Origin of the sequence: Candidatus Uabimicrobium amorphum, assembly GCF_009002475.1 — a bacterium.
Classification (GTDB): Bacteria; Planctomycetota; Uabimicrobiia; order Uabimicrobiales; family Uabimicrobiaceae; genus Uabimicrobium; species Uabimicrobium amorphum.
On sequence record NZ_AP019860.1, the window covers coordinates 1,215,940 to 1,232,208 of the forward strand.

Genomic DNA, 16,269 nt, shown 5'->3' on the forward strand with positions numbered 1-16,269 from the left:
ACCATCGACTTGGGTGGATTTTGTTTTAGGGATTCGTTTTTCGTATTGGTGCCCTCACCATCGATTTGGGTGGGTTTTGTTGCCGGGATTCTTTTTCCGTATTGGTGCCCTCACCATCGAATTTAAGGTTTTAGCTTCGCTAAAAGCCTTAATTCTCATGCCTCTCCCACAGGGAGAGGCGTAACACGTCCTAATTTATTTTATTGTTTTGTATTGTTGCAGCTAAAATTCAGCATCAATTAGAGAAAATCATAACATCATCGCTATGTCTCGCAAATCAAGTGAATTTTGTTTTTTACAAAAGAGAAGCATTACACCTCTCCCTGTGGGAGAGGTATGAAAATAGCAGGTTTCAGCGAAGCTGATACTGCTATTTGATGGTGAGGGCACCAATATGAAGACAATACCCTTTACTTAGTAAAAACCACCTCATATCTAATAACGAATTCCCGGTAAAATAACTCCCTTTTCGATACTTGCAATAATCTTTTCCAGTGGCATATTTTCGTACAACTCTTGCTGCTGAAATTGTCCTTTGGGCCAATACGCTACCAGTATAAGGTGCTCTTTTATCTCGTCGTTTTTTATAGGATAACGTATGACAGCGCCTAATGAGTGGTCCCGCGAAATAACGCATATATACTGAAAATTTTCGTAAATAGAGCGAAACAAGTTTTTTGGTTTATCGCTGTTGTGTAAGGAAAGTTCGCGTAGTTTTTCGTAGATGATTTCCATATAGTCGTCAATTTTTGGGTCTCCAAGTACGCTCATTCCGTCGATACGCAAGTTATAATCATAGCTGTAAGATAGGTAACCGCTCGTTATGCCGTGTTGTGCGGTCTTTTCTCCAAAAGTAACCACACCTACGCTTGCTGTACCACTTATAAATAGTAGGATAGCTATGGATAGCAAAGCAACGGTCCATTTTTTACGCCATTTTTTTTGCGTGCGGTGTTCGTAGATCCACTTGAGTAACGAGTGCCCACCGACTAGAAGTAGTAAAACGGCGATAATCGCTTGAGACAATATATCGATGTTGACGCTGACTTGTGGGGCCACGCGTTTAAGGAAAACAACCCATCCAAACACGAATTTCAAAATGAGTTCGTCGAACAACACTAGTCCGATGAAAAAAATGACCAATACTACTCTGGCAATTCGTAATAGTGGATGAAGTTTCTTTTTGTCGTTTTCGGCCATATTATCTCTCATTGTAACGATCTATTTCGTCTTGGAAACTTGCTTTGATATCACGCGTGCTCATGAGTTTGATATCACCACTCGATAACATAACATAACGTTTATTTCCGACAAATTCAGGTTCGTACAACAAAATGAGTTGTTTGGATTTATCGAAATAAACACCACTGATGTATTTATAGCGTACTTCGCTTTGAGGTAGTTTCCAAAGTTCTTGAGGGATGTCACTGTCAAAGTTATTCAGCGGAAACATATTATTGTTTTTCTTTGCATAGTCGACAAGCGTTCTGCTGAGTTGCTGCATATGTGCAAGACGATCTTCTGTGGAAAGTTTTTTATCGTTATTTTTTAGTTTGTAGGTAATGCCCGTTGGCTCCCAGGCTCCTGGGGTCATCAACTCTCGTGCTCCTGAAATCATGGTGAGAATTAAGTTAAATAACATACCCCACAATATCATCATACCTAGCGCGCGCATGTAGGTTACTTTAGGTAAATTGGCCATCTCGACAAATACAGAGTTCCACAGATACTTGAAAATCCAGGTACTGACGAGAAAAACAAAAAGGAAAAATGAGATCGCTTCGATGCGCAAGGAGGTCATGTAACCTATTGTTATAGAAGGCATACCTGCATATATCGGTGACTCTAAAAGGAAAATAGCGATGCTCAAGAGTAAAAAGCTTTTTCTCATAAAAACTCCCTATGAAATAAAAAACCACAAAGATGGACAGAAATGGAAATGACAAACATCGACTGTAAATATTTCTCTGTAATCTCTGCAGAAGTTTCCGTAGTAGTCGGATAAGTAGGAGTTACCTAACAGAAGAAAGGGGAGAGTACTGCAACCGTTTTAATTTAAATGATTTAGAATCAAGAAAATAATGATCTCGAATATAACGAGAAAGTTTAGTAAGAGTAAATTTAGTATTTTTGATATTCCAACGCAAAGAAGGAGAAAGAGCAGCAACTTTCAAAGAAAGACGAGCAAAAATAAAACGTAAAGAACTGATGGCAAAAGAAGCATTTTGTGCGACATGATAAGTTCCATGATAAGAAGCAATGGCAAGAACATGCTTAAAGTCGCGAAACATGTTTTCGATCTTCCATCTAACAGAATGCTCTTGATGTATAACATTAGAGTTAACATTGGGGTTAGAAGAGAGAAAAACAGAATATTTAAGCCGACGAGTAAATGGGCAAAAGTAGGGTTTAATTAACAGAGCAATATCGCCGAGAATGTTATGCGATGCATTTAAACGATAGTACAAACCGATCGAATGACTATGCTTCGGAGGCTTAGGAATACAACCATTCTTAAGTTCTAAAACATGAGTATCAACAGAATCGATATTAACAACCCACGAAGACTTTAATGCTCCATAGAATTCAAGACCAAGTTGCTTTGCTAGTTTCATAACTTCAATGATGGAGTATTCCGAGTCGGTAACCATGCGCACCCCATCAAGAGTAAGACCGTTGGCATGTACATAATTATTTAATTCTAAAAGCATCTGTTTTATTTGCACTTTTGGACTTACATGATTAGGGTGCTGTTTCGATGTAATAAAAGTGGGGGCTAAAGGAAAAATGAATTTATCTTTTCCTACGCATACAGCAAAAAATAACAATTTTTGCGCATGCATGTAGCACCTATCTGTTGGATTGTACACGTTAAATGTATATGCCATTTTTCTTCCCCAGCGTTTTATTATCGTGCTGTCTAAAATTAGTCTTATTTTCCAACGACTCTTTGACGATTTCTCTTTTTTGCTTCTGTATTTTTTTAAGAACGTTACTAATAGCCCAAAGCTTATTTCTTTGATTAGTTGCCACCAATCGACATCTTTGTCTTTCAAAAGATCATAATATTTGTTTTTGTTCTTTTGTAACGTTTGTGAAATATCATTAATACTATCAAATTGAAATATTGGATAAAGTATCAGTTCATTTAGAGTTTCTTTTACTCTCGTACCATATCTTTCTTCCAATTTTTTATACTCTTCACTCTTGTACCACGGATATATTTCTTGTACTCTATCTATCAGGGGAATTCCTGTTTCCATTTTTATATCCTTAAAAAGGAAACTAATTTTTGAATTTTTGAATTTTGAATTCCCCTAATTATATTAAATTAAAACAGTTGCATCACTCTCCTTTCTTCTTTCTTCTGTTAATTCTAATCTTTAGCTAATTACTGAAACTCCTGCTCTGTGGTTTTTATTTTTGATAAAAGTTGCGTAGGATTATGTTGCCGTGCTACTTATATAAATACAAACTACTCGCTTTGTTTACCGAGACGCCATGCAACGACTGTTCCCGTAAACAGATTGCTCACCAAAGTGATGTTGGCTTTAGGAAAATAAAAGCACTGTATGACATTTTTGTCTCCCTTGGTGGGATCGTATTTGATGTATGCACCGAGTTTTCGTACGTAGTAATTGGCATTCCACTTTTTACTAGCGGAAAGATCCTTGACTGTCCACCGTTGCAATTTGTATTGTTCGCGTTCTTTTTTTTCATTGACCGTACTCACCACAACTTTTCTCTTCAATTCGAGAATTTTACTGTATCCACGAGAACGTTTTTGTTTTTTTATGTATTTTCCTACATAAGGTTTTAACTTCTTATAGACACTTTTTTCTTTGCCGCTAGTGTATAGGTCACAATACAAGGTGACAATAACAACTCCGCTGTGTAATTGCTGCTCTTTTTGACCATCAGATCCGGCGGTGACGGTTTGCGGAATTTTTAGTGCTTGAAAAGTTTCATTGTGTACAATTGCCGTGGCCTTGCCTACTTTTTTTCCATACTCTTTATGGATATTGATGTCGAGTTGTGTGCCACTAGGTAGATTTGTTTGGCCTAAAACATAGATATAACCATTTTTGGCATATATTTTTGGCTTAATGGCAAGTTGTATATTTTTTTCCTGAGGGGTCTTATTCTTCCCCGATGAGGTGTTTTTTTGAGTTTTTTGTGTATTTGTATTTTGTGTATTTGTACTCTTTGATGTTATGGTGCTATTGGCGAGATTGGTCTGTGGTAATTCTGGTGCGTCGTGTAAAAAATAAGCAAAAATAAAAAGCAAGGGGACAAGAACGGCAGCAGTGATCGCACCACGAATGTCGTGTTGACGTTTTATGTTTTCTACAATAAAGAATTTTCCTTGTAGAGTGGCGATGATCGATAATTTTTCTTCTTTTGACTTCAGATCTGTACCATAAACCAAAATTACTTTGTCGTTTTCCTCTATGTCAATTTTTTCTTTAACGGAAAAGTGGACTTTTTCTTTGCTTTGAGCTTGGAGTTGCCAGTGATAGTCAATGGAAGAACCGTTTTCTTTGGTGATTTCTCCGATGAGTGTAAATAGGCTAAAGCGAAAAGGTTCGCGACATACTTCGCATATTTTCTCATAGTGATATTGATTGCTAATAGGTAAAAAACGGTGGGTGGAATGACAACGTGGGCACTTACAACGACTTACTTTCTCATTTTCTGCAACCGATTCGTCGAATTGCTGATTCTCACTGAGGTCTTCTTCTTCCGACCAAGCATTGGGATTTATATCACTGCGATTGCCCGAGTCCAAATCAATTTGCGAATCTTCGTATATATCCGCTTCTTCATCATCGTACCACGAGTCCTCTTCAAATTCCTCTTCATCGGGAATATCTTCAATGTAGCTATCAGGCATTTGCTCTATTTCTGATACTTCATATACATCATAGTCACTTTCCGACATTTCATTTTCCGACATTTCACTTTCCGACATTTCATAAACATCGGGCATAACTTCTGGTACTTCGTATACTTTGTTATCTTCTGTTTCGACAACGGAGTCTTCGTAGTAGTCCTCTTCAATGTCCTGTACAACAGTTGCTTCGTAGTCGTCACCAATATAGGCTTCATCAGTAAAAGTTTCCGCAGCATCTTCAACTTCTGTGGCGCGGTAACGATCAACTACTGTATCTTCGGTAGTTTTGCTTTGGTCGTCTTCAAACCACATGAAGGGATCGTTCATTTCAGTAGGGTATTGACATTTGGGACATTTTTTGGCTTCATCGGAATATGCTACGTTACACTTTTTGCAAGTAATAGACGCCATATGTTTTTATCCTTCTTTACAGCAGAAGTAGCTAGAAAGTGTGGGAAAGTTCCCACAAAATGCGCGGGAACTTAGATAAATTATAACTATTTTTTCTTTAATTTCGCATATACGCGTTCGTTTTTTGAGCCTTCTTTAGGCAAATACGATTTTTTCCAGTAATGCTTCGCCTTCTTGACTTTTTGGGCATTACTTTTGATCGACTTGTAACCTTTAGGTAGTCTTAAGGAAAGTTGTGCGAAAGACTCTTCGAATGCTTGGGTCAGGCCAGGTGCTACACCTTCCATCATACGCAATTGGTCGCGTGGGTATGGTTGTCCTTCACCTTCTTGTTGTTGAACGATGAGATAGTCACCTTTTCTTTCGATGTCGAGTTTGAACTCCAAACCTTGTTTTCCACCCATTCCGCCTGGTATCCTTCCGGCACCGCCACCCATTTGTGCAATGTATTTTTTGGCGAGTTCTGTTGCGGAAATATCGAGGTCATTCATTTTTACTAGGGCTTCGACACTGTTGAATTCAAATTTCATATCGACAACCATCGTCTCCCCTTGTACACGGTTTTTCATTTCAACGAGCTGGACGCCTTCGGGAAGTGCCTTCATGATATTTTGTTTTTCTTGATCGAGCTTGGCTTGCTTTGACTGTAGCATAAAAATTTGCTTAAACTGCTCTGGGGTTGCTCCCCTTAGTTTACGTTTGTCTGCTTTCTCCAAGTAACTATAAGCAAAACCAGCGATCTTTGCTAAATCTATTTTCGTTCTTATCGCATAAGTTCCGGAAAGATCAGCGTTAAATTTGAGAGAATAAAATTGCTTTAAACATCCTGTAAGTAAGATAGAAAGTAAAACAATGAGGCAGATTGAAAATTTGCGGAACATAAATTCTCCTCTAGAATTTCGTAATGGTCGTTTGAGCGGGAAATTTTGGACATTCATTAGAATGTCCAAAATAACAAGATTATTCTTCATCTAAACCGTTTAATATGTCACCCAAGGCATCTTTTTCTTCGTCTGTGGCATCGAGATTTTGTAATAGACTATCTAAGTCTTCTCCTTGCGGACCTTCATCGTCTTCGATGCTTTGCTCTCCCATGCCGGGAATTGGTGCGTCGTCCTCTTCTTCATCTTCATCTACATTCGCCTTTACCGGCGTTTCCATGTGTGATAAAGCTGCGCGCATATCTTCAGCGGCCTCTAATAGAGCCTCTTTTAGTAAGTTATTGAATTCAAAGTCTTCGCTGATGTAGTAAATCGTGCTAAAAGTACTACCTTTTTTGCGATAGTCTTGTTCCCAAATAACCGTACCAGCTCTATTTTTTAACTGTAGGGTAATATCAAGAGTATTGTTGTTCACAGTAACAGGGGCCCCTAGGGTCCAAAAAATAGGGCTTAAAACAGAAAAACCATAGGTATAAAACATGCCGTAGTAGTTACTTGAATTGATAACACCTTGCAGAATTAAATCGGAGCCTTTTGGTGATTTAGCGTAATATGTTTTGGTAAAAACATTTGCTGCACTCAACTCATCTGCGGTTGCACGAGCGATGTCTTCGCGTGGGTTCCACTGAGCAATTTTTTTGTTAGCACCAGTGTGATGTTCTGCTACGCGATGCCCACCAATAAACCACCATTGGCTTTCACTTGTTCTCCATTGTGCTTTTTCGGGAACATCAAAGTTTTGTGCTCCCCACAACATCAAAGGAACAAGAGTAATGGCTCGAGAGTCAGTGTTGTTATCACCACGTTTATCGGCAAAAGGCAACACAACGACGTTTGCATTCATGAGTGTTTCATTTGTGGATTGTGGCTCTGCTTCGTAGCGAAATACTTTTTGTGAAACACAACCTGTGAGTAGTACAACAAATATTAAAAGTAATATAACATTTTTCATCATGTTGTGGCGAGGATACCTGGGTTTATCAAAGAAGGAGTCGTTACTTGAAAGCAAGTACATTCGAAACCTATTTTTACCTCGCATCTCCTTTCTGAGAGTAAGAATAGCGTCCAGGTCAAGAACAAATAGCATTGTTAGTTACTTTTGTATAAAAAAGTGGCGAGAGTTGAATGTAAATTTGTTATTATTATGCTGACTCTGCTGAAGTTGGTGGTTTGCATCATAAATGCTGGAAAAGATAAATAAAGCGAAAAATGCGCCACCAAAAACGTTAGAATCAGGTATTATGCTTTTAAAATAGTTTATTCTATTGTAACATTTTGTCACAAAATTTGCTAAAAACAAAATCTTTTTATGGTAGTAAAATATATGGAATCAAGAGTTAAGAGAATTTTGGGTTTGTCGCTACCTATCATAGGGGCAATGATTTCGCAAAACGTTTTAAATTTAGTGGATACTGCGATGGTGGGGCAACTAGGAGACGCGGCACTAGCGGCAGTTGGCCTAGGTGGATTTGCGATGTTTATGTGCCAGGCTATCATTTTGGGAATTTCTACAGGTGTACAAGCGATTGCCGCAAGACGCAAAGGAGAAGGTCGCGAAGATGAGATGGCGACACCTCTTAATGGTGGTATCATGCTGGTTGTGCTCGCGGGTATTCCTTTGTCTACAGTATTGTACTTCATTGTAGAGAGTTTGTACCCGTATCTAAATTCAGATCCCGATGTCATTGCGCAAGGAGTGCCATACATACAAATTCGCATTTGGGTGATTGTATTTGTGGGGACGAATTATGCTTTTCGCGGTTACTGGAATGGGGTAGATCTTTCGCGCTTGTATATGTCAACACTCATTATAATGCATAGTACCAATATTTTTCTCAATTACGTTTTGATCTTTGGGAATTTTGGGGCTCCAGAACTGGGGGTAGTAGGCGCAGGTCTTGCTACAGCAATTTCCACGGCCCTAGGAACATTGTGTTACTTCGTTCTTGGTTGGCGTTATGCGCGTGAAAATGGCTTCCTCAAACGAAAACCAGATTCGCAAACCTTTCGCTCTCTTGTGCGATTGTCTGTCCCAAATGGTTTACAACAATTGGCGTTTGCAGCAGGTTTTGTTGCTACTTTTTGGATTATCGGTTTAGTTGGTAAAGCCGAAGTTGCCGCCGCAACAGTACTTCTAAACGTCACCTTAGTGTGCATACTACCAGGAATTGCTTTCGGAATTTCGGCGGCCACTCTTGTCGGGCAAGCTTTGGGAAGAAAAGATCTTCCCGATGCAAAACAATGGGGATGGGACGTGACAAAAATCGGTTGTATGGTTTTATTCATACTTGGGCTTCCGATGTGGATCGCTCCCAAGCAAATTCTATCGGTATTTATTATCAACCCTCAAACAGTAGAGTTAGCACGCATTCCCATGATATTAGTAGGAGCGACGATTGGTTTTGAAGCCATCGGCTTGGTGCTCATGAACGCATTACTGGGAGCAGGCGCAAGTCGTACGGTAATGATCGTTTCCTTTATCGCGCAGTGGGTTTTGTTCTTACCTCTCGCGTATTATATCGGTCCTGTTGCTGGATTTGGCTTATTGGGTATTTGGGCTTGCCAAGCTGGCTATCGCGGACTACAGAGTGTCGTTTTCGCTATTGTTTGGCATCGCGGAACATGGCAAAATATAAAAGTGTAACTTAAATTTTGACGGGATGAACAGTTTAGGAGATGATATGCATCATTTTTTTAGCGAACGTTTAATTTTAAGATCGTGGAAAAAAGAAGATTACGCGCCATTTTTTGATATAAATAACGATTCTGAGGTAGTAAGATTTTTGCCTGGTACGTTGTCAAGAGAAGAAAACGATGCATTCATCTCGCGGATTGAAAGTCATTTTGCAAAGTACGGTTTTGGGCTTTTTGCTTGTGAGCATAAACACGATGGAGTGTTTATCGGTTTTGTAGGACTTTCTATTCCTTCGTTCTCTTGCGATTTCACTCCTTGTGTGGAAATTGGTTGGCGTCTTGCCCGTAAATACTGGGGACAGGGACTGGCGACCGAAGGCGCAAAGAGAGTACTCAAATACGCGCGTGATGCTCTAAATTTAGAGCGAGTGGTGTCATTCACCGTACCTGATAATGTAGGTTCGCGGCGTGTTATGGAAAAATTAGGCATGAGATATATTAAAGACTTTGATCACCCGGCGTTAGATAAAGATCATCGTTTGTGTCGTCACGTTTTGTACGAAATTGAATTAAATGGAGAAGACCAATGATAAAAAAAGTAGACCATATTGGTATCGCGGTGAAGAGTATCGCAGAGCAAGTTGCTTACTACCGCGATGTATTGGGGCTTCCATTTCTCGGAGAAGAAGAGGTGGAAAACCAACAAGTGAAAGTGGCGATGTTCCAGGCCGGAGAAATTCGCATAGAGCTCCTTGAAGCAACCAGTGATGAAAGTCCTATTGCAAAATTTATTGCAAAAAAAGGACAAGGTATTCATCATGTTGCGTATCATTCCGACAATATTAAAGAAGACTTAGATAACGCAAAAAAACAAGACATTAGACTTATCAATGAGACGCCACAAATGGGGGCCGACAACAAACAAATTGCTTTTATGCATCCTAAATCGACTTTTGGTGTTTTGACAGAACTGTGTAGTGAAGAATAACGTCTATTTTGCGCTTGACATTCGTGTAAAATGACAAATAATTCATAGTAGAAATAGTACTTTTTTTATTGTCTTTTACGGGTAATTGATATATTCTATTACTCCAAATTATTTGCGCGACATTTGTGCATGACAGATGCGGGCAATGTAAGTTGTAGATAGAGAATTAAAGGAATAAACATGCGACAACATATATTATATATCGTGATTCTTCTGCTAACATCTTTTGTGGTTGTACAACTGTCGAACAACAACAATGTAGAGGCGAACACAAGTTTTAAAGTAGGTTTTGTCAACATACCTGAGATATTCAGTCAATACACCAAGGCGAAGGAAGAAAAAGAAAAAGTTCGTCAGCAATACCAACAAGAAACTCTTATTATCAAAAAATTAGAGGAAAAAGCAAAAAAGCTCAAAGAAAAAATACCTCTTTATCGTGCAGGAAGTGCTATTCGCCAACGATATGAAAATGAATTGGCCGAAACGGCTTTCAAAGCGAAAAATCAGTCGGAACGCGCCAAATACTTTATGGCATTAAAACTGCGTAACAGTACGGAAATGGTATACCATGACATTGCTAAAGCAATTGAAAAGTACGCCAAAGACAATAACTTTGCACTCATTTTAAAAATAGAAGAAGCTGATTTTTTTGGTGCACAAGATCCTGCGCAAGTAAAACAAAAGATTGATATGCGCAATGTTTTGTACTGGAAAAACAGTTTAGACGTGACAAAAGGTATTGTTAAATTACTCAATAAATAATGGATTCTGCAAATGAGAAAAGAGCAAAAAAAAATGCGAATAGATGAGGGATTTTTTCGACTTTGCAAATTTGCCTTTTTTCATTTGTTGATACTCTTGCTGTTTTCGTCTGTATATGCTCAAGAGCAAAGCCTTGAAGAAAAAGTGAAAAAGCTCGAAAAGCAAGTCGAAAAAATGAGTGAAGAGCTGACAAATCTTCAAGAAATTATACGCACCCAACAAAAAACCATCGAAAAAAACACTCAAAAAATAACCACTCCGAAAACACCTGCTTACGAAGAAATTATTCAGGAACTAGAAGACGAATTATCATATAATCGCGACCAAACATATTATCTAAAAGTTTTAAATTCACATTTGGAAATAGGAGGATACGGTGAGCTTATTTTTTTAGCAGAAGAGAAGCAAGATCCACAGTTTATTTTCTCACGGTTTGCTTTGCGTATGCGTTCTTCTATTAGTGATTGGCTGAGTTTCCAATCGGAAATTGCTATTGAGGACGATGTCGATTTAGAAATTAACTATGCGCACTTTAACATATTACTTTCTCCAGAATTTAATATCAAACTGGGTTTGATTTTAGTTCCTTTTGGTCAGTTTAACTCTTTTTATCCACCACCAGGAAATGAGTTGACTTCTATTCCACTAGTAAATGAATTTTTAATTCCCACAGTATGGTCGGAACCGGGAATTTCTATTTACGGACAACTCAATAATTTTTTCCCTTTGACTTTGACATATGAGTTTTTGATATCAAATGGTTTAGGGGAAGGTGGTTTTGACATTGTCAATGGTAACCGCGATGCACGTCAAGATTTTAACGTAGATAACAATGCCGACAAACAATTTAGCGGACGTATTGGTTTCATTCCACAACTTTCTCTTTTGCCACTTGGATTAGTTTTTGGTGTATCAGGAGTCGCAGGAGAATTTGATGACAATGGCAATAACCAGTATATTGGTTTAGCACTAGATGGAAATTTACGCATGGGTAGTTTTTCTCTCATTGGAGAACAGGATTACATCGAAGTTTCCGGAGAATACGCTCAATTCGACATTGAAAACGATGATCGTATTATCAACCTATTTCCTCAAATAGCTTCGTTTATGTCGGGGCATTATATCCAAGTGAGTTACTTTTTCTTCCCCGAAGAGTGGCGTGGACAAAGTATTTTCTTCAACGATGAAAGTCAATTTGCTCTTTCTCTTCGCTATGATCATTTACAGTTTGATTCGTCACAAAAAGGGGCATCTGAACTAGATGATCAGAGCATCTACACATTGGGAATCAACTTTCGTCCTATTGAAAAGTCTGTTTTCAAAATCGAGTACAATCATATTCGTAAATTTGTGGATGGCGATGAAGATTGGGTTGGTCGGATTCAAGCGTCTTTTTCCACCTATTTTTAACTTGAAAAACGCAAAAAGATAGGCGACAATTGAAGTACAACCATTGGTAAGTTATATAATAAGAGGAGATATTAATGGTAGATAAGGACAAGGACATATACAATATTGGAGCTTCCACACGAAAAATTTTGTTCAATTTTCTAGATGAACTCAAAGATAGTGACGGACAAGACGAAGGAAAATCAATCACAAAAAGCAAAAAAGACGTAAAATTATTTTCGGGGAAGCTTTCAGAAAATCAGGAAAAAGCAGTAGAGCAAAAGACCGAAAGTACTCATAAAAGTACAAAAGAATTTGTACTAAGTAAAGACGAAGAAGATAAGCTAAAATTGGCCAATGAAGATAAGTAATACTGTTTGATTTGACAATAAGTTTGAACTCATTTAAAAAGTAGGTTTTTATGGAAAATTCTGAATCAAAAAAAGAACGCCTTGCCTACGTTGCGCGAGTTGAAGATCTTGCGGAAGATTTTCTGAATCAATTAGAAAACCCCGAAGAAAAACAGGATTCCAATGTCAATGATCTTATTGATGTATTTATTAAAGACGTCGACTCCGAAAAAGTTACGACCGTAGAGGCCGACGAAAAAATACAGGAACTCTGGGAAAATCTTCGCAAAAAAATGTTGAACCAAGAAATGGACGACCAAAACGTATCTGGTACCACAAAGCGCTATGTTCGTGAATTTCTTGATGATATAAAACCGCGAACAACAAAAAAGAGAGAAAAATCTTCCAAGATTAAATTAACAGAAGAGGAGCAGCAAAAATTAAAGCTGTTCGGACAGCTATAGTTACAAGGTTGCTATAGTGTTTAACAAAATTTTTATCATTTCATCATTATGACTTACAAGCAAGAAAGAGTCAGTAGTATTTACTCCAGAGAAGGATACGAGGTTAAAAACTTCGTCACAAATCAATGAACTTACTAGTTTTTATTATACCACTAGATTTGATTGTGAATCTAGTGGTTGTTATGATTACTTTGGCATTTATTCGCTATTTCGCCAAAAAAAGTGCCAAAGATTTTAAAGAAGTAAAAAAACGTTTGAAATCTGAAAGTGAACTCTATACCGAAATCATCTTGGGTGTAGAATCCGCAGGACAAAGTGTATGTAATCCTGGACTACAAGATCGCCAAATGCGCATCGCTATTTGGGAACTTTATAACAATTTGCGCGTCCAACCAAATAAACAAAGCAAAAGTATTACCCTGCAACGCAAACTGTTGGAAAAAAAAGAAGAGATATATCACTTACTTGAACGTGGTCGCGTGGAAATCGAAACGCTACCTTTTATGGGAATCATAGGTACCCTAGTGGGTTTTGCCATTTCATTTTTTACCAACCAATTTTCATTTAATGTCAATGGTATTGGTTTCTTTTTAGCCGCTTCGAGTACGATTTTTGCTTTATCTTACCTCATCAATCTCAAGAAAACTCACGAGGCTGAGACTTTGGCTTTGTTCGATTATTTCAATGAACAACAAAATTCACTGGAAAAAATCATGACAAGTTATGAAGGTTTTCGTCTTTTGGAAGATTGGTTAAAAAGATGGCCTCAGCTTTTAGATGCAGAAAAGCCTTTAGCAACAACTCAAGAAATTTCCATGGAGCACTTTATTGATTAGGAAAGCCTATGCGTAGAGGAATTGTGAACTTAACACCGCTTATTGATGTACTTTTCGTGATATTATTTGTGGTAATTGGTAGCCAGTCGGAAGTCGCAGAAAGTGAAATTGAACGCGGGAAAAAAAAACACCAAGAGCTAAATGAGCAAGTTGACATGATGAAGCGCAGTAAGGAATCTTTGCAAGAAGAGATCAAAGAACTGAGAAAACAACTTGCAGATAAGGATAAATCCGAGGATTCTTTGCGAAAAGAATTGGAAAAAAACAAACAGTTTGTTGCTGAATTGCGTAAAAAAGTTCAAGAAGTTACTTCTGCCAAGGACAAGCTTGATAAAAAAATGGAAAAGCTACTTTCACAACAAAAAACATTGTTAGATGAAAAAAACACCTTGGCAAAAAACCAACAATCGCTAAAAGACAAAATCGAGGAAGTTGAAGAAGAACTCGCGAAGAAGAAGATCGAGTTGGCACAAGAAGTTGCGGAAAGAATAAAATTAAAAGAACTTTTAGAGGCAGAGAAAAATTCTCTAAAGAATAAGCTAGATAAGCTACAAGCGCAAAAAGCCAATCTCGATGAAGATCTGAAAAAATTGCAATCACAAATCCTAAACTTTCAATCTCAAATTCATGAATTGGAAGAGGAAAAAGCTTCTCTGAGCAAAGAACTCGAATCAAGACGCGAAAAAATTCAAGAACAAGAAGAGTTTATTCGTAAAAACAGAGAAGAGATACAAAATCAGAAAATATTTAACAAAACATTGCAAAGACAATACGAAAAAATGTGGGAGGACTTCAAGAAAGACTTTGGCGACCACAATATCGTAAAAATTTATCAACGCGCGCAGGTTCTGAAAAAAAATTACAATATATTTGAGGTGACAATCAAAGAGGACAATCAATTCTCTATTACGAACGGGGGTAGCACGGAGAGCTTAAAGTGTAATTCCGAAGAAGAACTGGTAAATTTTTTGGAAAAGACCATTCCACGCTCTGTGCACATTGATCCTAGCAGAAGTATTTTCTTAGTTCTAATGGAACCCGATTCGATACTCGTTAGTCGTGAGTGGTTGGAAAAAGAATTGAAAGAAATGAAAGTAATATACGATGTTCACCTCTTACCTAATAAGCCAGAATAGTGAGGAATGTATTATGGCAAAGAAGAAAAAAAGTATGTTGAAAAAATTAGTGCTATTCACCTTTGTAGCATTTTTCGTTGGTACAATGTATTTTCTACACCATTTTGGAATTATCGCCTTCAGTGGCAACGGGCAACTCGGATGGGGAACAAACGCCATCCAACCAACAACAAATGAACTATCGTTTTACTTTTGCGATGACAAAATTTACCAAGGTAAAAACGAAATCAACGAAGACCGTTTCCGCGAAACTATTACCGCTGCAAAAGAGAAAGATCGAAGTATCGATCTATTTTTTGTGCAAGAGAAAATTACCAACAAATTCCATGTAGGTATTAAAAAAATAGTGGATAAGGCCGATGTGGTATTTTCCGAGAAAAAAATATCCGCAGACCAATTACCGAAATAACGACTAAACGGGTAAACACTTAGGAAAAGCAGAAGTGCAATTTATCATAGATTGTACTTCTGCTTTTTTTTTACATTTACAAAAAAAGGGACAGGCACCCGCCTGTCCCTTTGGACGCACTCGTGTAAAATAGTTATAAAAAACTTAACAAGATATAAAAAGGTAAATAGAATTATAGTACTGTTGGATCTTAATCGATACTACGATAACTTCATTTTTGTCATGAAAGCTTTGTGCTTTCCTCCACCTATGTCATAGCACTACTCATTTACCATTTGTGTAAGGTAATGAGGAGTTGTGCACTATGATTTTTAAATTTTCATTTTCGTCTTTAGCATAGGCAAGCGTGTATTCAACCTTTGTTTCGTTGCCCTCTACATCTGTAAAGTAGTAGTTGCCCATTGCAATTGCCACATTACAGCTATTGTTTACTATACCCGTGTTTTCCCAACGTACTTTTGTCCAAGGTCTTAGAGCAAACCCCTTATCTTCTTCGTAGGATGGATTTCCGCCTACGAAATAAGATAGGGCCCCATCAAAAGAAGTTCTGAATTGACTATGCGACGCAAGTGTTGGCTTGAAGAGTACAAGACTTAAATCATACCCATAGTATTCATTTATATGTTCGGATGCCGCTTTCACATAATCACCGTTGCTTGAGTATGCTTTCCCAATCTTTATAATTCCCTCTCCCCAGGCTTTTTGCGCCTCGACAACTTCTTGCTCGGTGATACAGCTACTGCTGTAACGAAAGCCTTCTTGCGATTTTGATTGCGATTCTGCCCTCACAATGTGGTTGTTATTGGCACAGCCGGACAAAAATAATGCAATGAAAAAAACTATTGCGAATGACATAATGTTGTGTTTAGAAAAACTCTTTGGATTTAACATAGTATACTCTCTTCTATCATGAAAATTTTGAATGATTTTACGAAACAAAATACCGCTTATTCAGAACTTTTATTTTGATTTATTTGTTAAGTCTACTGACATAAACTTATTGTGTTAAGAAATTAATGCTTTATAAAAAGTTAACATGTTTTGCAAAAGTAACT

At 37.8% G+C, this 16,269-nt stretch carries 17 protein-coding genes; 10 read left to right on the forward strand and 7 right to left on the reverse strand.

Annotated elements, in window-relative coordinates; genetic code table 11:
* Positions 1 to 435: 435 nt before the first annotated feature.
* The 6 genes from UABAM_RS04215 to UABAM_RS04240 all read right to left on the reverse strand — a co-directional run bounded on the left by UABAM_RS04215 (position 436) and on the right by UABAM_RS04240 (position 7,201).
* Positions 436 to 1,200 carry a hypothetical protein gene (locus tag UABAM_RS04215; protein WP_151966750.1) on the reverse strand — a complete coding sequence of 255 codons (765 nt, stop codon included), beginning with the start codon at positions 1,198 to 1,200 and terminating at the stop codon, positions 436 to 438.
* A gap of 1 nt (position 1,201) precedes the next feature.
* The gene (locus tag UABAM_RS04220) at positions 1,202 to 1,891 is read right to left on the reverse strand and encodes a hypothetical protein (protein ID WP_151966751.1); all 690 of its coding nucleotides are present in this window, start codon (positions 1,889 to 1,891) and stop codon (positions 1,202 to 1,204) included.
* Between the two features lie 121 nt (positions 1,892 to 2,012).
* On the reverse strand, positions 2,013 to 3,263 hold the full coding sequence (locus UABAM_RS04225; protein ID WP_151966752.1) for a hypothetical protein: 1,251 nt from the start codon (positions 3,261 to 3,263) through the stop codon (positions 2,013 to 2,015).
* Positions 3,264 to 3,475: 212 nt separating this feature from the next.
* On the reverse strand, positions 3,476 to 5,305 hold the full coding sequence (locus UABAM_RS04230; protein WP_151966753.1) for a hypothetical protein: 1,830 nt from the start codon (positions 5,303 to 5,305) through the stop codon (positions 3,476 to 3,478).
* Positions 5,306 to 5,391: 86 nt separating this feature from the next.
* Positions 5,392 to 6,186, reverse strand: coding sequence for a hypothetical protein (locus UABAM_RS04235; RefSeq protein WP_151966754.1), 795 nt, complete (start codon positions 6,184 to 6,186; stop codon positions 5,392 to 5,394).
* Between the two features lie 79 nt (positions 6,187 to 6,265).
* Entirely contained in the window at positions 6,266 to 7,201 is a 936-nt protein-coding gene (locus UABAM_RS04240; RefSeq protein ID WP_151966755.1) for a hypothetical protein, read from the reverse strand.
* 369 nt (positions 7,202 to 7,570) lie between these two features.
* Here UABAM_RS04240 and UABAM_RS04245 point away from each other — a divergent pair, with 369 nt between their 5' ends.
* From UABAM_RS04245 to UABAM_RS04290, 10 genes are all read left to right on the forward strand, one after another.
* On the forward strand, positions 7,571 to 8,890 hold the full coding sequence (locus UABAM_RS04245) for an MATE family efflux transporter (protein ID WP_173013127.1): 1,320 nt from the start codon (positions 7,571 to 7,573) through the stop codon (positions 8,888 to 8,890).
* Between the two features lie 37 nt (positions 8,891 to 8,927).
* Complete coding sequence (locus UABAM_RS04250; protein ID WP_151966757.1) at positions 8,928 to 9,470, forward strand: GNAT family N-acetyltransferase; 543 nt, start codon at positions 8,928 to 8,930, stop codon at positions 9,468 to 9,470.
* On the forward strand, positions 9,467 to 9,868 hold the full coding sequence (mce, locus tag UABAM_RS04255) for a methylmalonyl-CoA epimerase (protein ID WP_151966758.1): 402 nt from the start codon (positions 9,467 to 9,469) through the stop codon (positions 9,866 to 9,868). The genes UABAM_RS04250 and mce overlap by 4 nt, the downstream gene beginning before the upstream one ends.
* Positions 9,869 to 10,048: 180 nt before the next feature.
* Positions 10,049 to 10,630 carry an OmpH family outer membrane protein gene (locus UABAM_RS04260; protein ID WP_151966759.1) on the forward strand — a complete coding sequence of 194 codons (582 nt, stop codon included), beginning with the start codon at positions 10,049 to 10,051 and terminating at the stop codon, positions 10,628 to 10,630.
* Positions 10,631 to 10,642: 12 nt separating this feature from the next.
* Positions 10,643 to 12,040 (forward strand): hypothetical protein, encoded by a 1,398-nt coding sequence (locus UABAM_RS04265; protein WP_151966760.1) that lies wholly within the window; start codon positions 10,643 to 10,645, stop codon positions 12,038 to 12,040.
* 74 nt (positions 12,041 to 12,114) lie between these two features.
* Positions 12,115 to 12,390, forward strand: coding sequence for a hypothetical protein (locus tag UABAM_RS04270; RefSeq protein WP_151966761.1), 276 nt, complete (start codon positions 12,115 to 12,117; stop codon positions 12,388 to 12,390).
* 50 nt (positions 12,391 to 12,440) lie between these two features.
* A complete protein-coding gene (locus tag UABAM_RS04275; protein WP_151966762.1) occupies positions 12,441 to 12,833 on the forward strand; it encodes a hypothetical protein in 393 nt (130 codons plus the stop codon).
* Positions 12,834 to 12,958: 125 nt separating this feature from the next.
* A complete protein-coding gene (locus UABAM_RS04280) occupies positions 12,959 to 13,669 on the forward strand; it encodes a hypothetical protein (protein WP_151966763.1) in 711 nt (236 codons plus the stop codon).
* Positions 13,670 to 13,677: 8 nt separating this feature from the next.
* Entirely contained in the window at positions 13,678 to 14,805 is a 1,128-nt protein-coding gene (locus UABAM_RS04285) for a coiled-coil domain-containing protein (protein ID WP_151966764.1), read from the forward strand.
* Positions 14,806 to 14,818: 13 nt separating this feature from the next.
* Complete coding sequence (locus UABAM_RS04290) at positions 14,819 to 15,214, forward strand: hypothetical protein (protein ID WP_151966765.1); 396 nt, start codon at positions 14,819 to 14,821, stop codon at positions 15,212 to 15,214.
* Between the two features lie 264 nt (positions 15,215 to 15,478).
* Here UABAM_RS04290 and UABAM_RS04295 read toward each other — a convergent pair whose 3' ends face one another.
* Positions 15,479 to 16,105 (reverse strand): phosphoribosyl-AMP cyclohydrolase, encoded by a 627-nt coding sequence (locus UABAM_RS04295; protein ID WP_229759355.1) that lies wholly within the window; start codon positions 16,103 to 16,105, stop codon positions 15,479 to 15,481.
* Between the last annotated feature and the right edge of the window lie 164 nt (positions 16,106 to 16,269).